11 protein-coding genes are annotated in these 20,142 nt (G+C 38.0%); 6 read left to right on the plus strand and 5 right to left on the minus strand.

All coding sequences use genetic code 11. The features are described from left to right. Positions 1-76: 76 nt before the first annotated feature. Together H4J69_RS08055 and H4J69_RS08060 are read left to right on the plus strand one after the other, a co-directional pair. Positions 77-733 carry a PilZ domain-containing protein gene (locus H4J69_RS08055; RefSeq protein WP_182244664.1) on the plus strand — a complete coding sequence of 219 codons (657 nt, stop codon included), beginning with the start codon at positions 77-79 and terminating at the stop codon, positions 731-733. Positions 734-981: 248 nt separating this feature from the next. Next, a complete protein-coding gene (locus tag H4J69_RS08060; protein ID WP_070376559.1) occupies positions 982-2,220 on the plus strand; it encodes a response regulator in 1,239 nt (412 codons plus the stop codon). Positions 2,221-2,394: 174 nt separating this feature from the next. Here the strand turns inward: H4J69_RS08060 and H4J69_RS08065 are convergent, their stop codons facing one another. Then, positions 2,395-6,765 (minus strand): PAS domain S-box protein, encoded by a 4,371-nt coding sequence (locus H4J69_RS08065; protein ID WP_182214174.1) that lies wholly within the window; start codon positions 6,763-6,765, stop codon positions 2,395-2,397. Positions 6,766-7,167: 402 nt separating this feature from the next. On the opposite strand from H4J69_RS08065, the gene H4J69_RS08070 reads away from it, so the two are divergent. Next, positions 7,168-8,577: a CorA family divalent cation transporter gene (locus H4J69_RS08070; protein WP_182214176.1), complete on the plus strand. Its 1,410-nt coding sequence runs from the start codon at positions 7,168-7,170 to the stop codon at positions 8,575-8,577. A gap of 159 nt (positions 8,578-8,736) precedes the next feature. Beyond that, entirely contained in the window at positions 8,737-9,840 is a 1,104-nt protein-coding gene (locus tag H4J69_RS08075) for a GGDEF domain-containing protein (protein ID WP_182214177.1), read from the plus strand. A 201-nt stretch (positions 9,841-10,041) separates the two neighbouring features. Here H4J69_RS08075 and H4J69_RS08080 read toward each other — a convergent pair whose 3' ends face one another. From H4J69_RS08080 to H4J69_RS08095, 4 genes are all read right to left on the minus strand, one after another. After that, positions 10,042-13,359, minus strand: a complete 3,318-nt coding sequence (locus H4J69_RS08080) for a DEAD/DEAH box helicase (RefSeq protein ID WP_182244663.1) — start codon at positions 13,357-13,359, stop codon at positions 10,042-10,044. A gap of 351 nt (positions 13,360-13,710) precedes the next feature. Continuing rightward, a complete protein-coding gene (locus H4J69_RS08085) occupies positions 13,711-15,210 on the minus strand; it encodes an ABC transporter permease (protein WP_182214181.1) in 1,500 nt (499 codons plus the stop codon). Between the two features lie 9 nt (positions 15,211-15,219). Further along, positions 15,220-15,918, minus strand: coding sequence for an ATP-binding cassette domain-containing protein (locus tag H4J69_RS08090; RefSeq protein ID WP_182244662.1), 699 nt, complete (start codon positions 15,916-15,918; stop codon positions 15,220-15,222). Beyond that, positions 15,918-16,784 carry a putative selenate ABC transporter substrate-binding protein gene (locus H4J69_RS08095; RefSeq protein WP_182244661.1) on the minus strand — a complete coding sequence of 289 codons (867 nt, stop codon included), beginning with the start codon at positions 16,782-16,784 and terminating at the stop codon, positions 15,918-15,920. The genes H4J69_RS08090 and H4J69_RS08095 overlap by 1 nt, the downstream gene beginning before the upstream one ends. Positions 16,785-17,327: 543 nt before the next feature. On the opposite strand from H4J69_RS08095, the gene H4J69_RS08100 reads away from it, so the two are divergent. Beyond that, a complete protein-coding gene (locus tag H4J69_RS08100) occupies positions 17,328-18,602 on the plus strand; it encodes a S8 family serine peptidase (protein WP_182214186.1) in 1,275 nt (424 codons plus the stop codon). Positions 18,603-18,773: 171 nt separating this feature from the next. Continuing rightward, entirely contained in the window at positions 18,774-20,102 is a 1,329-nt protein-coding gene (locus H4J69_RS08105) for a DEAD/DEAH box helicase (RefSeq protein ID WP_182214188.1), read from the plus strand. The last annotated feature ends 40 nt before the right edge of the window (positions 20,103-20,142 follow it).

Here is a 20,142-nt window from a genome sequence, read left to right on the forward strand (position 1 = left end):
CCTGCAATGAATGAGTTGATAAGGTAACTTATCAATTTAAGACTCTACAGGGCATGGCTTATTAGGAGAACTATCAATGATTCGAGAAGATGTAACAAAGTCATTATCAATGCTAACCCCTGGCTCTGCCATTATTGTCGAAGTCTCAATTCCCCCCAGTAAAAAAATAAAATTTAAAAGTGTTTTTGTTGGTTTTTTACCCAAGCAATTTATGTTGATCCAATTACCCGATTTAAATCGTCATGTTGAGCTTACTGGCAATATTAATCAAGGGGTAGCCTGCACCGTTAGAAGTATCGTAGAAAAGCATGAAGGCGCGGTTGTTGCTTTTGTTACCAGTATAGAGCGCACGATAACTGTTCCAGCAAAAATGATTGTCTTGAACATTCCGCAACAGGTAGCCGTTCGACCGCTACGAAAAGAAACGCGAATTGATACGCAATTAAATATTGAAGCTTCGGTCAATAATTCGTTATTAAAAGGTATTATGGTTAATCTTTCATTAGAAGGCTGTTTATTAAGTGCCAAGAAGGAAGAAAATGTTGTTATCACCAAAGACGATACCATTACCTTCGCTATTACTGACAAGGCCCTAAGTGACATCACATCAATAAAAGGTATTGTTTGCAATATTAAGTCATCGCCGACGATTGATTATTTTGGCGTTAAATTTGAAGATGAATCTTATGATGTTATTAAAAATTTGCTGATGAAAGTGATGTTTTCAAATTAATCCGTACACCTTAGCTGTTAATCACACTTTTGCTGCTTTTATATCCTTGATTTAGCTTATTTATATATTAATCTAATTGATAAGATGAAATGTATCCAAAGCATGCTCAACAGTGTTAGATTGTATTGACCTGAGCAGGGAAATTTACATACTCACTTATACTTTGATAAAGTCGAGTGGCCAATATTGCTAAGCAAGTTTTACACACTTACAAGGTTAGCATTAGATAGTTGAGTCAAGGAGTTATAGTGCAGCATCATAATATTATTTTATACACGACCGAACGTGAAGATAGCGAGCTGTTAATTAAGGTGTTGATTGAACATTTTGATAAAGTACTTGTTGTTACTGCTTTGCCGGAGCTTGAGAAACAGCTTAAAGATGAAACGCCTAAAATAATTTTAATCGACGCAACCTCTTTTCAACGATCTTTAATGATCTATTACAGCTCGCTAAAATCAGTTTTAGTAGGACAAACGTGCGAACATTTTATTGTTTCTGTTGTTTCTGCAAGGGAAGAAAACGAAGCTTATGAAGCTTATGATAACGATATTATTGATGACTATATAATTACCAATCCGCTTTATGAGAAAAAACGTGCAGTTGTTGTTTGTTCTAATTTACTGACTAAGCTGGGCATTGGTCTCAAAAAAAATGCTGCCTTAGATTATATTTATAACAAAGAGTCATATGCAAAAGAAATTAGAGAAACGGTACTGCACGGCCTAGAGCTGAAAGAAAGACTTAGGTTGTCTTTTGAAGAGAGTATTACCGACGTTGAACACTCTATCAGTAAAGCAACAGAGCAAATTAAACTCAAACACAATGTTAATATTAATCTTGATGTGGTCAAGAATATTTTAGCGTCGATACGTTCAAACGAAATTCGACCTAGGCTGGTGGAACTGCAAAGTAAAGCATTAGACTTGCTCAGCGGATTAATCAGTGACGTGGAAAATATAGCACAAGAAAGTAATGAAGCGGCTCAATCTGATAAAAACGAGCAAGTACATCCGCCAGCTTCTTTTAATAAGCTTTATAATGCAAGTAACGCTGATGCGGTAAAAGAATTAGATAAGGTACAAGGGGATAATAAAGCAGCCGCTATTAATATTCTATTGGTTGAAGATGATCCCATTAGCATACATTTAACCAATACACTGTTGCACAAGTATAAACTCAACGTTCAAACCGCTAGTACCGGTAGAACGGCCTTGATTTGTCTTAATAATATACGTTTTGATATCGTTTTACTCGACGTAAGTCTACCCGATACCAATGGTTTATATATTTTAGGACAAATGAAACAGGGCAACGGCAAAAATGTAGATACGCCACTTATTATGTTAACCGGTAATAAAAATAAACAAATAGTAAAAAAAGCTATTGAACTAGGCGCAAAAGGTTATCTCATTAAACCTTTAACGCAAGGCGTTGTTGCTAAGCTATTTAAGGAAAATAACATTCCTTTAATTGAAAAAAGATAAACAATCACAACCCTCCGTTAACTATTCGTGCCGTGGGTAAGTGGCCGACGTTTTCAGCAATTAATACGCTAAATAATAAGAGTATTCAGTAGCGACGTGTGATTGATGAAAACGTTTATAACAATATTTTCAGTCACCGCTATAGATAATCACTGACAAACGCCATAACATGGCCTAAAAGTTTGCCGCTATCTCGTCAGACACTCGAATAAACTCAGCATAAAGTTTATGGCTTAACGTTATAATTTCTTGTGTATTTTCTTCTTTAGCGAATTGTTCCAATTGCTCACAATAATGACCTAGTAATATCGCTCCAGCGCCCCGGGTTGAAGATTTAAGCTTGTGTGCCAGTTCCATTACACTCTGCCAATCTTTATCGGTAATGTGCACGGCTAATTCAGCGAATAATGGTTTGCTATGTTGTTGATAAAATTGTAAAAAGCTTTGTTGCGCTTCTTTATCATCACCAAAGCATTCAACCAATGCTGAGATGTTTATTGCCGGTTTTGCTATCATTTTAGTGACTTGTTCATCGGTCAATTCAGGTGGTGATTCTATTTTAAATTCATCTTCGAGTTCTTCTTCAACTAACCATTTACTGAGTAAAGCTTTTAAGCTATCTAGCTTCATTGGCTTAGTCACGTAGTCATTCATGCCAAGTTTAATGCAGTGTTCGGCTTCATTTCGCATCGCGTTAGCGGTGATTGCTATAATAGGTATCTGTGTTGTGCCGCCTTGTTCATTCTCTCGCACCTTTTGGGCAAATTCGAAACCATCCATGATCGGCATTTGACAATCTGTCATGATCAGGGAAAATGAATATTGCGTCATTTTAGTTAAGGCTTCTTCACCATGGTTGGCAATGATCACAGCATAACCAAATAGATTTAGCTGACGCTCTAATACCTGTTGATTAAAGACATTATCTTCAACAATCAAAATTAGTTTATTACTGGCTTGTGCTTCAGTAACACTGGGTATAGATAACGTCTTAATATCTTGCTTTAGACAACTTATAAGTGGATTTTTTTGATCCATAATACGGGCAATGGCCCAGTATATTTTTTGTGGTAAAAACGGATTACTGGCAATAGTTGTCGCGTGTTCAGGGTAAAAGGGTAAGTCGAAGTCATGCCACCTTTCAAGGATCAGTATATTAATATCCTCATCACTGTTGTTGGGTAACTGCATTTTAACTTCTGGCCAAAGGCTAATAACTTGTTCTGCTGAAATAATAATAAGATCATAATTTTCAGCAGAAATAAGCTTGCTTAATTCTGTTGGCGAACTTGGTGCTAAATGACAATGTGCGCCAAGCTCTGTTAGACCTTTGTGCAAGATATTATCGGTAATTCCATCGTAAGCAATGAGTAAAATATTTAAATGATAGAGTTTTACGCTCAGGGTCGATGTCTTTTTATTTTCAGTTGCTATTAAAGGTAAATCGACATGAAATTCTGTACCATCACCTATCACGCTTTGACAACTTATTTGTCCTCCCATCATAGTGGTTAACTTTGAGCAAATAGATAAGCCGAGTCCTGTGCCACCAAACTGACGATGAGTGCTACTGTCTGCCTGTGTGAAAGCATCGAATAAATGAACTTGTTGATCCTCACTAATACCAATACCATTATCTTTAACCGTTAATCGAAATAATTTTTTGTTTTGGCTATTATCTAAATAATCAAGCTTAACCTCAATAAGGCTTTGCGGCTGTTCATTGTTGTGAGTAAATTTAATCGCATTACCTAATAAATTAAGTACAATTTGCCTTAACCTAATGGGATCGCCTAGCATTGACTCAGTCATATGATGATTAGATGAACAAACCAACAATAATCTTTTGCTTTGTAATTGCGATGATAGTAACTCTGCAGCGCCTTCAATAATCTCTGTCCAGGTGAACGGTATTGACTCTAAAGTCATTTTCCCCGCTTCTATTTTTGAAAAGTCGAGCACGTCATTAATGATTTGTAATAACGCCCATGCTGAATCTTTGGCAACATTGGCTAAATGGTATTGATCATCATCTAGTTCTGATTGCTGCAGTAGCTCTAACATACCAACAACACCATTCATCGGTGTTCTAATTTCATGGCTCATTGTTGCTAAAAACTGCGACTTAGAGTCGCTTGCCGCTTCTGCTGTTAAACGTGCTTGTTCTAATTCTTGCTGAGATTCTTTTAAGTCAGCTAATGTCTTTTCTGTTCTGTTACGTTGGTATTTAACATCAAGCAGCACATTGAGTGTCGCTTGACGAGATTGTTCTTTTTCAGCATCAAGTATTTCACGCTCTATTTCATTCTGTTTAATGTTGGTTATATCTCTGACAATACCTAGCATACTTAATGGTTCGCCACTTTCATCACGGGTAACCTCAGTTGATGTATTGATATACCTTAATTGCTTATCAGCTAATATTATTCGGCATTCATAGTTATAAACTTCTAACTTATTTAAGGCTTTTAGTTGGTGTATTCTAAATTGATAACGGTCTTCTGGATGGACAAGGTTTACAATAAGCTCTGAAGTCAAAGGCGTAGAATTTTTCTCAATACCTATTAATCTGTGCATGCCGTCTGACCAGTAAATGATATCGTTTTTAAGATCTTTCTCCCAACACCCCAAATGAGCAATACGTTCAGCCTCTTTTAAAAAAAGCTGCTGTTTTAGTAGCTTATCTTCATTGGCCTTTTGCCTTGTTATATCTTGATTTATCGCAAGAAAATGATCTATTTTACCATTACGGTCTCTAATGGGGGTAATGTCGGTAGTGCCCCAATAACAGCTACCGTCTTTTTTCTTATTGTATAATTGACCACTCCAATGCTGGCCTTCAATAATTTTTTGCCAGAGCTGCTGATATTTATCGGTGTTTTTGTGTCCAGAATCTAGCAGGTTGGCATTTCTCCCTAAAACTTCTGTTTTTGAATAGCCGGTAGTTTCGCTAAAGGCTTTATTGACGTAGACAATTTTACCAATCAAATTGGTGATCAATATCGCTGAATGACTTTGTTCAACAGCACTTTCTAGTACCAGCAGTCTTCCTTCTAATTGTTGTATTGTGCTTAAATCAGAAATAATGGCAGTAAAAATATTATCTTGAGTAGTTTTATGACTGCTTATCGCAACACGAGCTGAAAATTCCCGACTGTCACTAGCCTTAGCCCGCATAATTCTGAAGCTGTCACATACACTGCTATCATTAATGATGTTTTTGATCCATTCCTGCAAGTTTTCTTGTTCGTTTTTCATAAAAAAGTCATTGAAAAACATCGACTCCGCGCCTTTCCTATCAACCAAAAACAGTAAGCCAGCGACTTTATTAAAGCGTATTATTTCCCCTTTTGCGTTAAAGGATATAATGGCATCAGGAGCGTTATTAAGCATAGAATAAAGGTACTGCTCTGAATCGAAGATGGCAGCTGCGCTGCGTTTTTGCCAATAAAAAGCAATAACTAAAATAAACAAACTCAATAACACCGTTTGCAATAGCTGCCAGAAAAAGCCATGTACTATTTTCTGTTGAGATTGCAATACATCCACTTCACTGACTTCTGCGCCGATACCTAAGCCTAAAGTACTGTTCCACAACCAAGCGCCTAATACGGGCTGGCCACGATAATCTAAATAGCTTTCTTCGCTGTAACCTGTGTTGCCTTCTAATGCCGACTGAGCCAATTTTGTATAAATGGGGGCTTGCGTTTGTTCACTAGTCGTTGGTTTCAACGGAAGCGTTAATGATATCGCTAAGACGCTAGATTGCTCTTTCGTTAGTCTTCCCTCGGACCTAAGTTCTGGCTCAAATTGACTGGCGGTTAATAAACGAGCTTTGGTGTCAAAGAAGTATGTTTGCTCTGATTTCCAAAAACTGTGCTGCTGTACTGTCGAAGAAAAAGCGCCAAACGGATTTAAACGTATGGCGAGCGCAGCAATAACTTGTTGTTCATTATCAAGTATTGGCGCAATAATAAAAGTTGTTGGATATTTTTGCTGTAGTTTTCCCTGAATGTTGACTAAAGGGGTTTCTGATAAAAGCGGAGGAATAAAAACGAGCTGACCATTGAAAACTTCAACAAGCTTTTTGGGGTATTGTTTAGCGATTATGTTGGGTTGCCCAATTAAGCCAGCAACCTTGGCAGTGAGGTTATTATAGTCAGGGGAAATAACATAAAACCCTTCATTTTCCTCAGCCAGAAGATAAGGTTCTAAAAAAGCAGTTAAATTACCAGTGGCTTTTGTCACCGCAGCAGAGTCGCCAATTGCTTGGGCCGCAACTAACTGTTTGACTTGTTTGACAACAATCGGTGAGGTTGACCAAGCTTTTACCTTGTTAAAATGAGACCTAACCCAGCCATTCTCTAGTAAGTCATTACTGACATTCACTCTGGCCTTTAAAATTTCTATTGCTTGTGTTTTTAGGGTATTTTCAACTTTGTTAAGGCTATACCAAGCTATTATTGTTGAGCCAATTAAAAATAGCACTACGGCTGCAGTGATTAGATATAGAGGAGATTTATATAAATTTGCGTATCGTGACATAATTACTTAATCCATTATTATAATCTTTATTTTGGCAGTCTTTCACCCGTGATACTTTCTTTTAAATAGTGAGCTTTGTTAGCGTTTATATCACTTTGTGATGAAAAACTTTTAAACACTCTTTATCGTTTAGTTAATTGCTTATGATGTTGTTATATATTTATTAATGAAACGGTTAATGTATGTTAACCAATTAATTAATAAACATTATTTTATCCTTAAGACTATGACTATAGGTTATTTCAAGATAAATAGATGCCCATAATTTAAATTATTACTGATAACTTTGCTGTGAAAATCACAACGAAAAGAGGGAACTTGAAATGCACTTACTGTTCTGTTTTGAAATGTGTTTACACATTTTAGCCTTAATAATACAATTAACACTTAATTAATTCTAAGGTGGATGAGAGTATCTTTATAACATCAAAAATTCGCTTGTTGCTCAATGAACGTGTCATGGGCTTTTTAGCGCTTATTTCACTTTTCATTGCTCTTGCGCCAACAGTCGTTGCGACTAATGAGCGCTTTTCTCAAGCGAAAGTTTTTTTGGAATGGGGGATCCTGGCCCTTTTCATCGTTGAATACGGCGTTAACTTTGTTTTAGCATCAAGTCGCCGTGTGTTTTTACTGGATCCGTGGCGTATCTTAGATTTATTCATCATCTGTACGGGCTTGTTATCTTTGATCCCTATGGCTAATGAACATTTACGTAATATTCCTGCTTTAAGACTGCTTAAATTCATCCGAATGGCTTTATTTGGTGTTCGAATGAAATTTGCTATGTCCTTAGATAACAATAAAGTTTCGACAGTATCGTCACCACCAATACAGTCTTTTAGCGCCTATTCGTTAGTAGATAAAAATATTTGTGGCTACACTGAATTAACTTGGGGTAATGTTGTAAAGCGATTAAAGTCGTCAAGTAATGACTGGTTATTTGCTGTAGGGCTCAACTCTGAGCAACTCACAGAGGTTGCGGAGATTCTTCAAGCCCCTAAGTCTGCCTTAGATATGCTCTTTAAACATTCGTTGTACCCAAGAATAGAGCGAATGGATGAATACACCGCCATTTTTCTCTGGAGTCCCAAGGTGGTAAAACAGTCCGATGATAGTGTGCCGACCATAGAACGAAGTCCTATTCTTTTATTGGGCGCGAATAATAATATTATTACCTTGTCTGGGACAGAATCATCGTTAGTAGATGAAATAACAGTTGATTTAATGGAGGTAAGAATACCTGCACCGCCTCTGATGCAAGCGACAAGTGCGCTTATTCGTGTTCTTGTCGCACAATACACCGATGTTATTGGCACATTAGAACAGACGCTTTTATACCTAGATAAGCATCAAAAACAATTAGGTGATAAAAGCTTTTTAGACCAAACGTTTCGACTGCGTAATGAAATTACCAATGTTAGGGGTAACCTTAAGCATTTAGCGTCAGTGGTTCACCAACTTGCAGAAAAGCCTCTTGCAATTAAAAGTTTTGAATTGATGCCTCGACCTATCCTGACGGTATTAGCCGATGACGTTGATGGATTATTTGATAGTGCCGATGACTTAGTAACAACACTGGCAGCATTAGTTGAACTGCGCATTAATATGTCTTCATTTCAAATGAATAAGGTAATGCGGTTACTGGCTGTTATCACCACCATAACCTTAATCCCCACCATGGTTGGTGGTCTAATGGGAATGAACTTAATTGACAGCCCGTGGAATTTTACCCTTTATGAAGTGACTTTCTTTGTTGGTGTGGCGATGTCTTGTGGTATTTATATTTTTGCCAGTAAGGGCTGGTTTCGTTAAATGATAAAAAGTTTCGCCATTATTATCCTAGCGTATACACTTAAATTTATTAACAAAAAATAACTATTAGCTTTTTATTAATAGACGATTACATATAAAGCTAATTATCGACAGGAGCTAAACATCAAAAAACTGCCAGACATTCAACAACGTATTGATATGGATCTTAGACGTCGTTCGATGACAGGCATCCTTGTTTATGCGGTGATGTTACCGGCTGTATTTTGGCCATTTGATTTTCACACCGAAGAGCCTGCTTTGACCTTAGCTTTTGCGTTAAGCATGCTGGCAATTAGTATAGTGCGCCTTGCTCACTGGTTTTTTAGCGATGCTATTTATAATTATTCTCCTAACGTGTGGCGCAATTGCTTTACTTTTTTATCATTGTTACAGGCAAGTGTATTAAGCCTATTCTTTGGTTTAGCGATATATGACCCGCGTTTCACCCCTATTTTACATGTCACTATGTTGGCTATCGGTGGTATTGCCAGCAGTGCCATTGTTGCACTGACACCAAGAATACCTTTAGCTTTATTGAATTTAGGGATACTTCTAGTTCCATCAATAATAGCGGGTTTTATCATTGAGGATAAACTCCCTTATGCGATTATGATCCTCGTCTATGTAACCTTCATTGGTTTAATGGGCATTCGCTCTTCAGGTGAATATAACCGCTCTTTTGAAATTGAAACTCAACTGGATGGACAGAACAAAATTTTAGAACAACTCAACAAAATTGACTCACTGACAAATATTTTTAATAGGGGATATTTTAACAGTGAATTTGAACGCCAATGGCAAATGGGTAGCCGACATAAAATATCAACAGCATTAATGCTGATAGATGTTGATCACTTCAAAGTATTTAATGATAACCATGGGCATTTATGTGGAGACGCTTGCTTAATACATGTGGCTAAAGTGATTAAAGAAAATATTAAGCGGTCGACAGATCTCGTTGCGCGCTTTGGAGGTGAGGAGTTTGTGGTATTACTTTCAGGATATAGCGCTAAAGATGCCAAGGAACTGGCAGAAAAAATGAGACTTTCAATTGAAAGTACTCCTTTAGATTATGAGGGTAATACATTTAATGTCACGATAAGTATTGGTTTAGCTTCAACTATTCCCGATAGTCAATCTAATAGAATAATTCTACTAGAAGCTGCTGACAAAGCCATGTATAGCGTAAAAAAAGCAGGAAGAAACCAAGTTTCAAGTGTGATTGAATTAGACGCTACCCTCAGACAGTCTAATGATATTTAATTTTGAGGCGCTTTTTTAATACCTGAGTAACCCCTGCTCAATATGTAACCAAACCCGTAATATCAAGAGACAGAGTAGTTTACCCCGATAAGTAAGATAGCAAGTTAGCGGTATTCAAAGCAATGACGTGTCATTAAAAGCGAGTTGATGACTCTACTTATTCTCATCAACTCTATGCAATGTAATGGCTATTATTTCAAATTAGCTTAGCGGTGCTAGCAACGAGCCTAAAATATCATCTGTTAAACTCAGCTTATTATCACTGACTTCTTCAGACAATAAAGCTTTAGCAAGTTCTGCTTTATTTTGCTGTATTTTTTGGATTTTCTCTTCTATTGAATTTTCTATAATATATTTATAAACAAAAACAGGTTTGTCTTGTCCAATTCGATACGCTCTGTCAGTTGCTTGATTCTCTACGGCAGGATTCCACCAAGGGTCAAAATGAATCACGGTATCGGCAGCGGTTAAGTTTAAGCCAACACCACCAGCACGTAAGCTAATCAAAAATACCGGCACTTCACCTTCTTGGAATTTGTCTACCACGGCCTGTCTGTTGGTCGTTGAACCAGTTAGTTTAACAAAATCAATACCTTCTGCCACCAACTCATCTTCTATTAAAGCAAGCATACTGGTGAACTGAGAAAAAATTAATATTTTGCGACCTTCAGCAATTTGCTCAGGTAGCGTTTCCATTAAGTAGTCAAGCTTGGCTGATTGGTTTACTTTTTTAGCGCCTTCAAGCGATAATAATTTAGGGTGATTACAAACCTGTCTTAGTTTTAATAATGCATCCAATACTTCTATCTGACTGCGCTTTAAGCCTTTGTCAGCAATGATATCTTTTAAACGACTGTCCATCGCTAAACGCACTGATTCATAAAGCTCAGCTTGCTGACCTTCAATACGCAATTTTTGAATGATTTCAGTCTTTGGCGGCAACTCAGTGGCTATTTTATCTTTCGTTCTGCGTAAAATAAATGGCTTGATGCGTTGGTTTAATAACTGCTTACGCTCTTGCTCACCATGCTTCTCTATCGGTGTTCTAAAGAGTTTAGTAAATTGTCTTTGGCCACCAAGAAAGCCCGGTAATAAGAAATTAAATTGTGCCCAAAACTCACCTAAATGATTCTCCATAGGTGTACCGGTCAAGCATAATTTATGTTGCGCTTTGAGGGTCAAAAAGGCTTGGTATAATTTTGTTTTAGTGTTCTTTATATAGTGAGCTTCATCGAGCACTAGATAATAAAATTTTTGCTGGCTATAAAGCGCTAAATCTTTAGTAATCAATGCATAGCTGGTGATGATAATATCAACTTGATTCTCAAGTCCTTCAAAACAATCAAAATGCTGCTGGCGTTTACTGCCGTGTAAAACGCGATAAGAAAGTTGTGGGGTAAATTTCTCTATTTCATTTGCCCAGTTAAAAATAACACTGGTTGGTGCCACAATGAGCACGGGCTTAGTAAGGCGGCCTTGTTGTTTTTCAATTAATAGGTGCGCTAAGGTTTGAATCGTTTTACCTAAACCCATATCGTCAGCCAAAATACCATTTAATTGATACTCGCGTAAGAACTGCAACCAATTTAGCCCTTGATGCTGATATATTCTTAAGGTCGCATTCAATCCTTCTGGCACAGGAACCGTGGTCACTTGTTGGAAGTCTCTGAGTTTGTCAGCTAAGCTTCTTAACTTACTGGTACCCGTGGCTATCATTCCTTGGTCATCTAACATTGATAATGTTTGATGTCCTTGAAAACGTGATAGCTCCATAGTGCCATTTTTATTTAAAGCATTGGGCATAAACAGCTCAATAAACTGTTTCAATATCGGTTGTACGCTTTGATAACGCAAGGCAACGAAGTCACCATTATCTAAGTCAACGTAAATAGGTGAATCAGGCGAAATAAGTTTTTCTTTTTCGCGGTCAACTAACGCCGATTTAGGGAGTTGTTCAATCGCGCCAAGCAAAATAGGAAATGCCGGCATTTTTTTACCATCAATGGTTAAGTTTAACCCTAATGAGAAAAAGTCATGGTCATCGGTTTGAATAACTTCAGCATCAAAAACACTGTCGGTAGCGAGCGCCTTATAATAAAAATCATCGGTAAAAGTTATATGCCAGCCTAAATTCTTAAGTGGTTGTACTTCTTGATGCAAAAAGTGATGCCAAAGGTAGCGCCCTTGCATTAGCATCGAAAATTTAGGCGTTTTATCTTTATTTAAATAGTCTTCATTGGTGAAAGTATAACGCTTAGCTTTGGGCTGAACGGTAAATTTTAACGTCGTCAACTTATCGATAACCGCTTGTTCAAACGTTAAATCTCGATACAGTTTTATTTTTTTATCAGTTTCAGTTTCGTTATCATTTTCACTTGAGTTTTTGGGGGTAACCGTAACACTCTCATTATGTGGGTTGACTAAATTTCCTTGGTAGGAAAAGTTAACCTTTACAAAACCTGATTGTGGATCTGCTTCACGGGGGGTTGAAAAGTGCAAATGTACTTCTGGTTTGGTCAACTCTTGTGAGTATTCTGTTTTGGGTTTAGGTAAACGCTGCACAGCATCACCTAACGACATAGATAACTTATTCATGACCCAAGGTAATTTGTCTTCTTCGAAAATAGGTGAATTGAGTAAGTCTGCCTCAAAATTACATTGTGTATTGGTATTGATTTTCCCAAAGCAATTATTCTTTTCATCATAATAACAAAGTGGCTGTGCTTTGATGATAAGAATATTGGTCGAGGGTTCCATGAAAACAAGTTTTAAGGTGTGTAACTTGTTATCAAGGGCTAACCACTGCCACTGGGCTTCTATGGGATCACCCAAAGTGATCGCTTCATTTAAGTCGTAACTTGTTTGCCAAAAACAGCGATTAGTTTTGATAATACGTTCGAACAAATCAAAATACTTGATGTTATCGCCATACTGATTAGTACGGATAAGTTCGGTAAGTACAGCAACATCATCGTTATTAGCATAAGCACTATTTATTAACGAGCTGGCAGAAAACTCGCTGCCAAGTGAACTACTCCATCCACCACTATTTTTGGGGCGAGCTGATTTTATACCTAAAGTGAAATAGTCATCTTCGTTATAACTGTTAGGCTTTAAAAAGTACAATAGCGATTTTTGTTGGCTATTGGGCTGATATCTACTGGGCTGTGCTTGAAAGCGACTAAGCCATTTATCAATGACCTTTTCAGAAGTCGCAATACTGTTTTGGTCAAAATGTTCGTGAATAAAACACTGCGCTAACGCTGCGCCATGCTTACAATCTCGACCAATATAACAATCGCAATAACTGGCAATACCATCATTCTTAATATTTAGCACTAAACGAGTCAAATAAGTGCTTTGGCGAGAGCGTTCACTGTAAACGACACCACGAATTATTTCACCATCAAGGGCGCAGGTTTTAATGCCATTCGCCTGAAAAATACGCGTTCCTTTTTTCCATTCATTTTTGGCAAAGTGTTTTTCAAGTAATTCAGGTGTAAAAGTGTTTGTAGCCATAAGTTTTTAATTATTAAGAATTCAAATAGGTTGTGAATGGATAAATTAGTTTGATATCACTTCTCAATAGAATAAAAATATCAAGAGGATGATAAATATACATTAATTCAACAGCACTTTCAGGACTTACTGCTAATCGTTAATCATTTATTATATCATCTCAATAGTATCACTGAGAATTAAAACCTTCAATTTGTCTTAATACTTGTAATTAAAGGGTAATATTTTTAATGGAAGCTCATATTAAGCGCCAAGGTTTAATTTAAACACAGGTATCATTTTTTTTTAAGGACTATTGAATAGCTAATTATTTGTAATAAAATGGCAAAATCGATAAGTGTTGGTTTTAGCTTATGTCGTTAACGATTGTTTGTGGGAGTTAAGTAGCCGCATTGAAATATGATCGATGACGACATTAAGTAAAGCGGTACAGATGATAAGAATTAATGCACTACTGTAGCGTATTTCACTGAAATTACTGTCGATATAAAAACCTAATGTCATAATACCTAAAATACCAAACACGGCAGTTTCACGGACGATAATCTCGAATCGATAAAACAATAAAGCCATCATATTGGGATAAATGCTTGGCATTATGTAGTAGTTAAACTTATTTAACGTGCTTATCTGCATCAGGGGGGGCGCTATGGCGTTACTTTGTCGAACCGTTAAGTAGGCTATAACACTACCATTATGTATGGCTAGGGCAAGAATAGCAGGTAACATCGACGGGCCAAGTAATATTAAAAAAATAAACGCTAATATGTATTCAGGTACTGAACGACCAATAAGTAAAATGAACTGACCAAAATACGCAAGCGGGGCGGGCCATAAATGCTTACTTGCAATGACATGGGCATTTAAGCTAACAAAGTGGCTAGCCGCTAATGCTAATAAGGCTAAAGTTAGGGTCGATATCGCCCCAGGGAAAGCCTGTAGCGTAACAATATCGCTAAACCAAGTATAAAGTAATGACCATTGCACGTCGGCAAAACTTAAGGTGTTTACTAACGCAGGAGGAATAATATCTTGGCTAATAAAGCGTATCAGTAAACTGCTATCTAGCGTAGGAATTTCTACCAATGTTATACAAGCAATAATAAGGTAAACCCCTAATAACTTAGGAGGGCACCAATAACGAATCGTGCCAATAAGCGCAATAAATATCATCAGTAATGCAGCGCCTTCGCTATAGTTTCCTTGTTTAAAAGCGGTTTCTAAATAATAACCCAGTGTTGGCATACCAATAAATCCCAGCACAGCGCTACTGCGCAGCGCACATTCAAAACGGTAGCGTGTGTAGGTGATAAGTTGCGGTAAAACTTGAGCTATTTTGCCATAGGTATAGCGGCTAATAATATCTGCTCTGCTGTCAATACTCTCTAATGGATTGTCTGACGATTGATTGATTATATCGTGAAATACCCGAGCAAAAGTGGCGGCAAAGGGAATAGTGATCGCTAAAATGCCTGTTATTGGAGAAAGACCAAAAACTTGTAAAAATAACAGCGCCCAAAAAATCTCATGAATTGCGCGTAAAAAAGCGCAGCAGCCAGATACTAAAGGGTGTGGGTAGATGAGTGCGAGAGGAGCGCCGAGCAGCAGTCCTAAAGATACACCAATAATGGCAAAGTTAAGGGTTTGAATTATCGCTTGAAACAGGTATTCAGTGGCGAAAAAGTCAGCGTGAATAAAACCTTGAGCCATAAGCGATAACTCAAGTAAAGGGTCGAAAGTAACAATTTCTATATCAGCAAAAGGAATAATAACTAAGGCGATAAACCCTATTGATAAGGTGACTTTTTGCCAATATCCTAATGGGTAAACTGTATTTTGTCGCAACGCCATAAAATAAACCTACGCGACTGCGTCAGTTTGATAAAGTTTGCTGATCTGCTGTTGGTTAATGGACTGTTTTTTGCTGTCGAGTACCAACCGACCTTTATCTAAGGCGATAACACGATCGAAAGCGTTCATTGCCAAGGTACGGTCGTGTACAACCATAATGACAGTTTTGTGGCGAGCTAATATTATTTCAAGTAATCTTGACGCCATTAATGGGTCAAGTGCTGAAAAAGGTTCATCGCCAAGAAATATATCTTGCTGCTGATATAAAGCTCTTGCTAATGCGACTCGTTGTCTTTGCCCACCTGAAAGTTTATCTACTGACTTGTCTAAGGGCTCATCTAGTTCTAACTGCTGACAAAGTAGGCCAATATCGTGTAAGTCTTGTTTAAAAGGTCTCATTAAGTTAATAAGATTAAATAACCAGTGGTGGCGAGCTAAAGCACCCATAAATATATTGTGGAAGATGCTTAAGTTATCGACTAAGCCTTGGCGCTGAGAACAAAGCGCTGCGCTGGTTTGTAAACACTGATAAAAATGGTGCAGTAGCGAGGTTTTTCCTGCACCAGAGGGACCAATAATCGCAACTTTTTCACCTTTATTTATCGTCAGACTTAGATCAAAGATGACTTGAGCAGCCCCTTTACGCTTACCTGTATTATTGCTGGTTGTTTTATGATGATAAAGGTTTAGGTAGTCGAGGGTTATCATTAATCGATAAGTCCTATCTTTTTAGCCACTGTTAATACTGGCTCAAAATCTTTATTTTCAGCATTGACAAAAGAAGAACGTGGAAAGCTACTAAGTAGCTCTGGGTTATTCATATTGAGAAGTGCCGCCTGCACTTTATTCGCAAAGCCTTTGCCAAATTCCGCATCAACATTGGCGCGTATCGTCCATTGGTAATCAGGGTAGGTAGGGGTTTCCCAAATAACACTGACTTTATTGGTGTCTATTTTTCCTGCGCTAAGTGCACTTTCCCATACTTTATAATTAACAGCACCAACTTGGTAAGCGCCCGCTTGAACTTGAGCAATAGTACGGCTATGGTCACCAGAAAACCCTACGCGTTTAAACGCTTGTTGTGGCTTTTTAGCTAAATGTTGCTCAATAAAATATTGTGGCATTAATCGACCTGATGTAGAACCTTTTGAGCCGAAGGTGAAGGTTTTATCATTTATATCAGGGAAATTGTCGTTCATCTTTAACCCCGTACTGTGGTGAGCGATAAAATAGCTCTTAAAAAACTGATCTTCATAGCCTTGAGCAATCGCTTGTGATCCAGGCACTAAAAGTCGGGCTTGTACGCCAGATAAACCACCGAACCAAGCGAGTTGAACTTGGTTGTTTCTAAAGGCTGTTACGGCGGCAGAGTATGACTTTACCGGTACGTATTTAACCTTGACGCCAAGTTCCTTTTCTAAATACAAGGCTACTTTTTCGAAACGAGTTCTTAATTGAGATTCGTCTTCATCAGGGATCGCGGTAAAAGTAAAGGTTGTGGCGATAGCGTTGACACTTACTAAGGTGCTTAGTATTAACGTTAATGATGTGATTAAAGTGGTCAGTATTTTCATGGTATCTCTAGTTATTTTTAACCCAATAGTAACGTCAATATGATGATAATCGATGTTATATTGATGCAGGAAAATTATGGAAGTTTGATGGCGTATTATTACTTAAAAAATAATGATTCACACGCTTTTGCGCAATTTAATCGATACTCTGCATAAAATACCGTTTAGCCATATTTATTATTTAACATATCTAGCTGTTTCTGTTTACTTGAAACTCAATACACACATCAATAATACTGAAATCATAATTAAATCCTACCTTTTTACGCTCCTCAGCTAAATCTTAAACATTTACTATTAGCGGCGTTTTAACAGCCGTGTTTATTTGCTCGGTTTTTTTCGATATTAACTTGTTTGTTAACAAGACAATGCCTCCAGTGAGGGGTTAATATTATTAAAGTAGGGGTTTCCCCTGATGGTCATACCAGTATCAAGACTCTACATTGGTAACAACACGTTTACTTTTAGATGTGTACCAAAAACAATAATTAAGTGCTCTATCCTAGAGTAACTTGAGAAACTTAATACTATGTGGAGCCAAAAATGAAAAAGAAATTAATAAGCTTAATGATTTCATCTTGTATTGCACTGCCAGCTATTGCTGCAGAAGACAACGCACTTAGCAATATTATCGTTAGCCTAGATGCTAATCAAATCGCCAGTGTTGCAGACTTTATCGACGATTACGCTATAGCAAGTAAATATACTTACAGCCATGTTTTTACTGGTTTTTCTGCGACGGTTCCGTCAAAAGTACTTGCCCAGCTAAGTCAAGATCAACGTGTTTTGAGTGTTTCAAAAGATGGCAGAGTTCACGCAACAAAAAGTACTTCCAATCAAGTGGCAGCATGCAGTTTCTTATTTGGTTGCCAGACTAGCCAGCAAGAAACTCCTTGGGGAATTAGTCGCATAGGGGCAAATACTGATGAAAACACCGGTCAGGGGGTTCATGTTTATGTTATTGATACGGGTATAGATTCTGATCACCCAGATTTAGCTAGTAATGTCGCTAATGGTTATAGTGTTGAAATGTGTCTTGGTTTAGATTGTTCAAATAACTGGGATGATGATCAAGGCCATGGCACCCATGTTGCGGGCACCATTGGTGCATTAGATAATAACCTTGATGTTATTGGCGTAGCACCAGCCGTTACTTTACATGCCGTTAAAGTATTAAATGCTGCTGGCAGTGGCTCTAATTCTGGGGTTATTGCTGGTATTGATTGGGTAACACAGCAGGCTGAATCTTTAGGCGTAGCGGTTGTTGCTAACATGAGCTTGGGCGGTGATGGCTCTAAAACAGGTACCTGTACCAATGACGGTTTTATTGGTAATGATAACTTTCATCGCGCTATCTGTAATGCGAAAAATCAAGGGGTTATTTTTGCTGTGGCGGCAGGAAATGACAGCGCAGATGCTTATGGTTCAACGCCAGCAGCTTATGACGATGCGGTGATAACCGTTAGTGCAACCGATATAAATGATGATTGGGCTGGCTTTTCTAACTGGGGTAATGGCTCAGCTAGCTGGACTAGTCATCAATCTGCGCCAGTAGCTATTGCAGCCCCTGGAGCTAATATTTTATCGACTAAAAGTGGCGGTGGCACAACAACGATGAGCGGCACATCAATGGCCGCTCCACATGTTGCGGGTGTTTTAGCGCTTTACTTGGAGTCTATATCACTAAACCCTGATGGCAGCGCTTTTGGCGCAGCAAGAGATTGGTTACTTTACAACAGTGAGTCTAATGCTAATTTAACTAATACAACGGGTCAGCCTCACCAAGAAGATTTTCTTAACGCCGAAATATCTAAATAAAGAAGTAAAGAGTTATTAGTAAAATTTAACTATCTTGTCAGGGTGTTCCCTTAACCTGAATTTAATTCACGTTAAGGGCTTTCTGCTAGGGTTAGTCAATTTTATTAACTTACTGGGGCAAAAATAGGCTAAAATATACTTACTTATTTTAGCCTTGAGCCCTTTATCTTAATGACCTCTATTTCAACCCCAGCCCAGTTTACAGAACTTGGTCTTATTCCCCCCCTATTAGCTCGATTAACTGAGCTCAAATATTTGCAGCCGACGCCTATTCAGGCACAAGCTATTCCAAGTGTTTTAGCAGGACGTGACTTAATTGCAGGGGCAAATACCGGTTCAGGTAAAACAGCCACCTTTGCATTACCACTTTTGCAGCACATTTTTTTACAACTGTCTGCTGATACAGCCTCAAATAGCAAGAGTAACAAGAGTAACAAGGGGAATTATGTTACTGGGCTTATTTTAGTACCTACGCGTGAACTTGCTAAACAAGTAGCAGAGAGCATTAAATCTTATGCCGTGCATTTCAATGGTGCGATAAAAACGGTTGCTGTTTTTGGTGGTGTATCTGTGAATACACAAATGTTGGCATTACGAGGTGGCGCCGATATTCTGGTGGCAACCCCGGGTCGATTACTCGATTTAATTTCAAGTAATGCCATTAAGCTTGATTTGGTTAAGACCTTAGTCCTTGATGAAGCCGATAGGATGTTAAGCTTAGGTTTTACCGAAGAGTTATCTGCGCTGTTAGCTTTATTACCTAAGAAAAAACAAATATTATTATTTTCAGCAACCTTTCCTGAACAAGTAAAAACGTTAACCCAAGAATTACTTAACAACCCGATCGAGATACAAGTTCAAAGTGCTGATGCAAGTACGCTAGTCCAGCGTGTCTTTAGCGTTAATAAAGGCGAAAAAACCGCAGTGTTAGCACATTTAATTGCAGAAAATGAATGGCGACAAGCGCTCATCTTTGTTAATGCTAAACACCACTGTGAGCATTTAGCTGAAAAACTTGCTAAACGTGGTATTACCGCGGCAGTGTTTCATGGTGATAAAGGTCAAGGCGAACGAAGTAGGGTGCTTGATGGTTTTAAAGCTGGCGAGATTGACGTGCTCATTGCCACAGATATAGCCGCTCGCGGACTAGACATTGAAAAACTGCCGGTGGTTATTAATTTCAACTTACCGAGAAGTCCGTCAGACTACATGCATCGTATTGGTCGAAGTGGCCGTGCTGGTGAAGTAGGTTTAGCTTTATCATTGATTGACCATGAAGACTTTCATCACTTTAGTATCATCGAAAAGAAAAATAAAATTCGTCTTGAACGTGAGCAAGTCAAAGGTTTTGAAGCCGATGAAGTCAGTAATGATTCAATTACTGCCGCAGAAAAACCCATGGCAAAGCCTGAAGGCACAGGAAAGAAAAAGCGTAAAAAGAAAGGGGCGGTGAATACCATAAACGCTGATATTTGGGCCGGTTATAGCGACACAGAATAACAGTGATTAAACTAAGAGGCTGAATGTATATTCAGCCTAA

This window comes from Colwellia sp. BRX10-9 (assembly GCF_014077405.1).
GTDB lineage: Bacteria > Pseudomonadota > Gammaproteobacteria > Enterobacterales > Alteromonadaceae > Colwellia_A.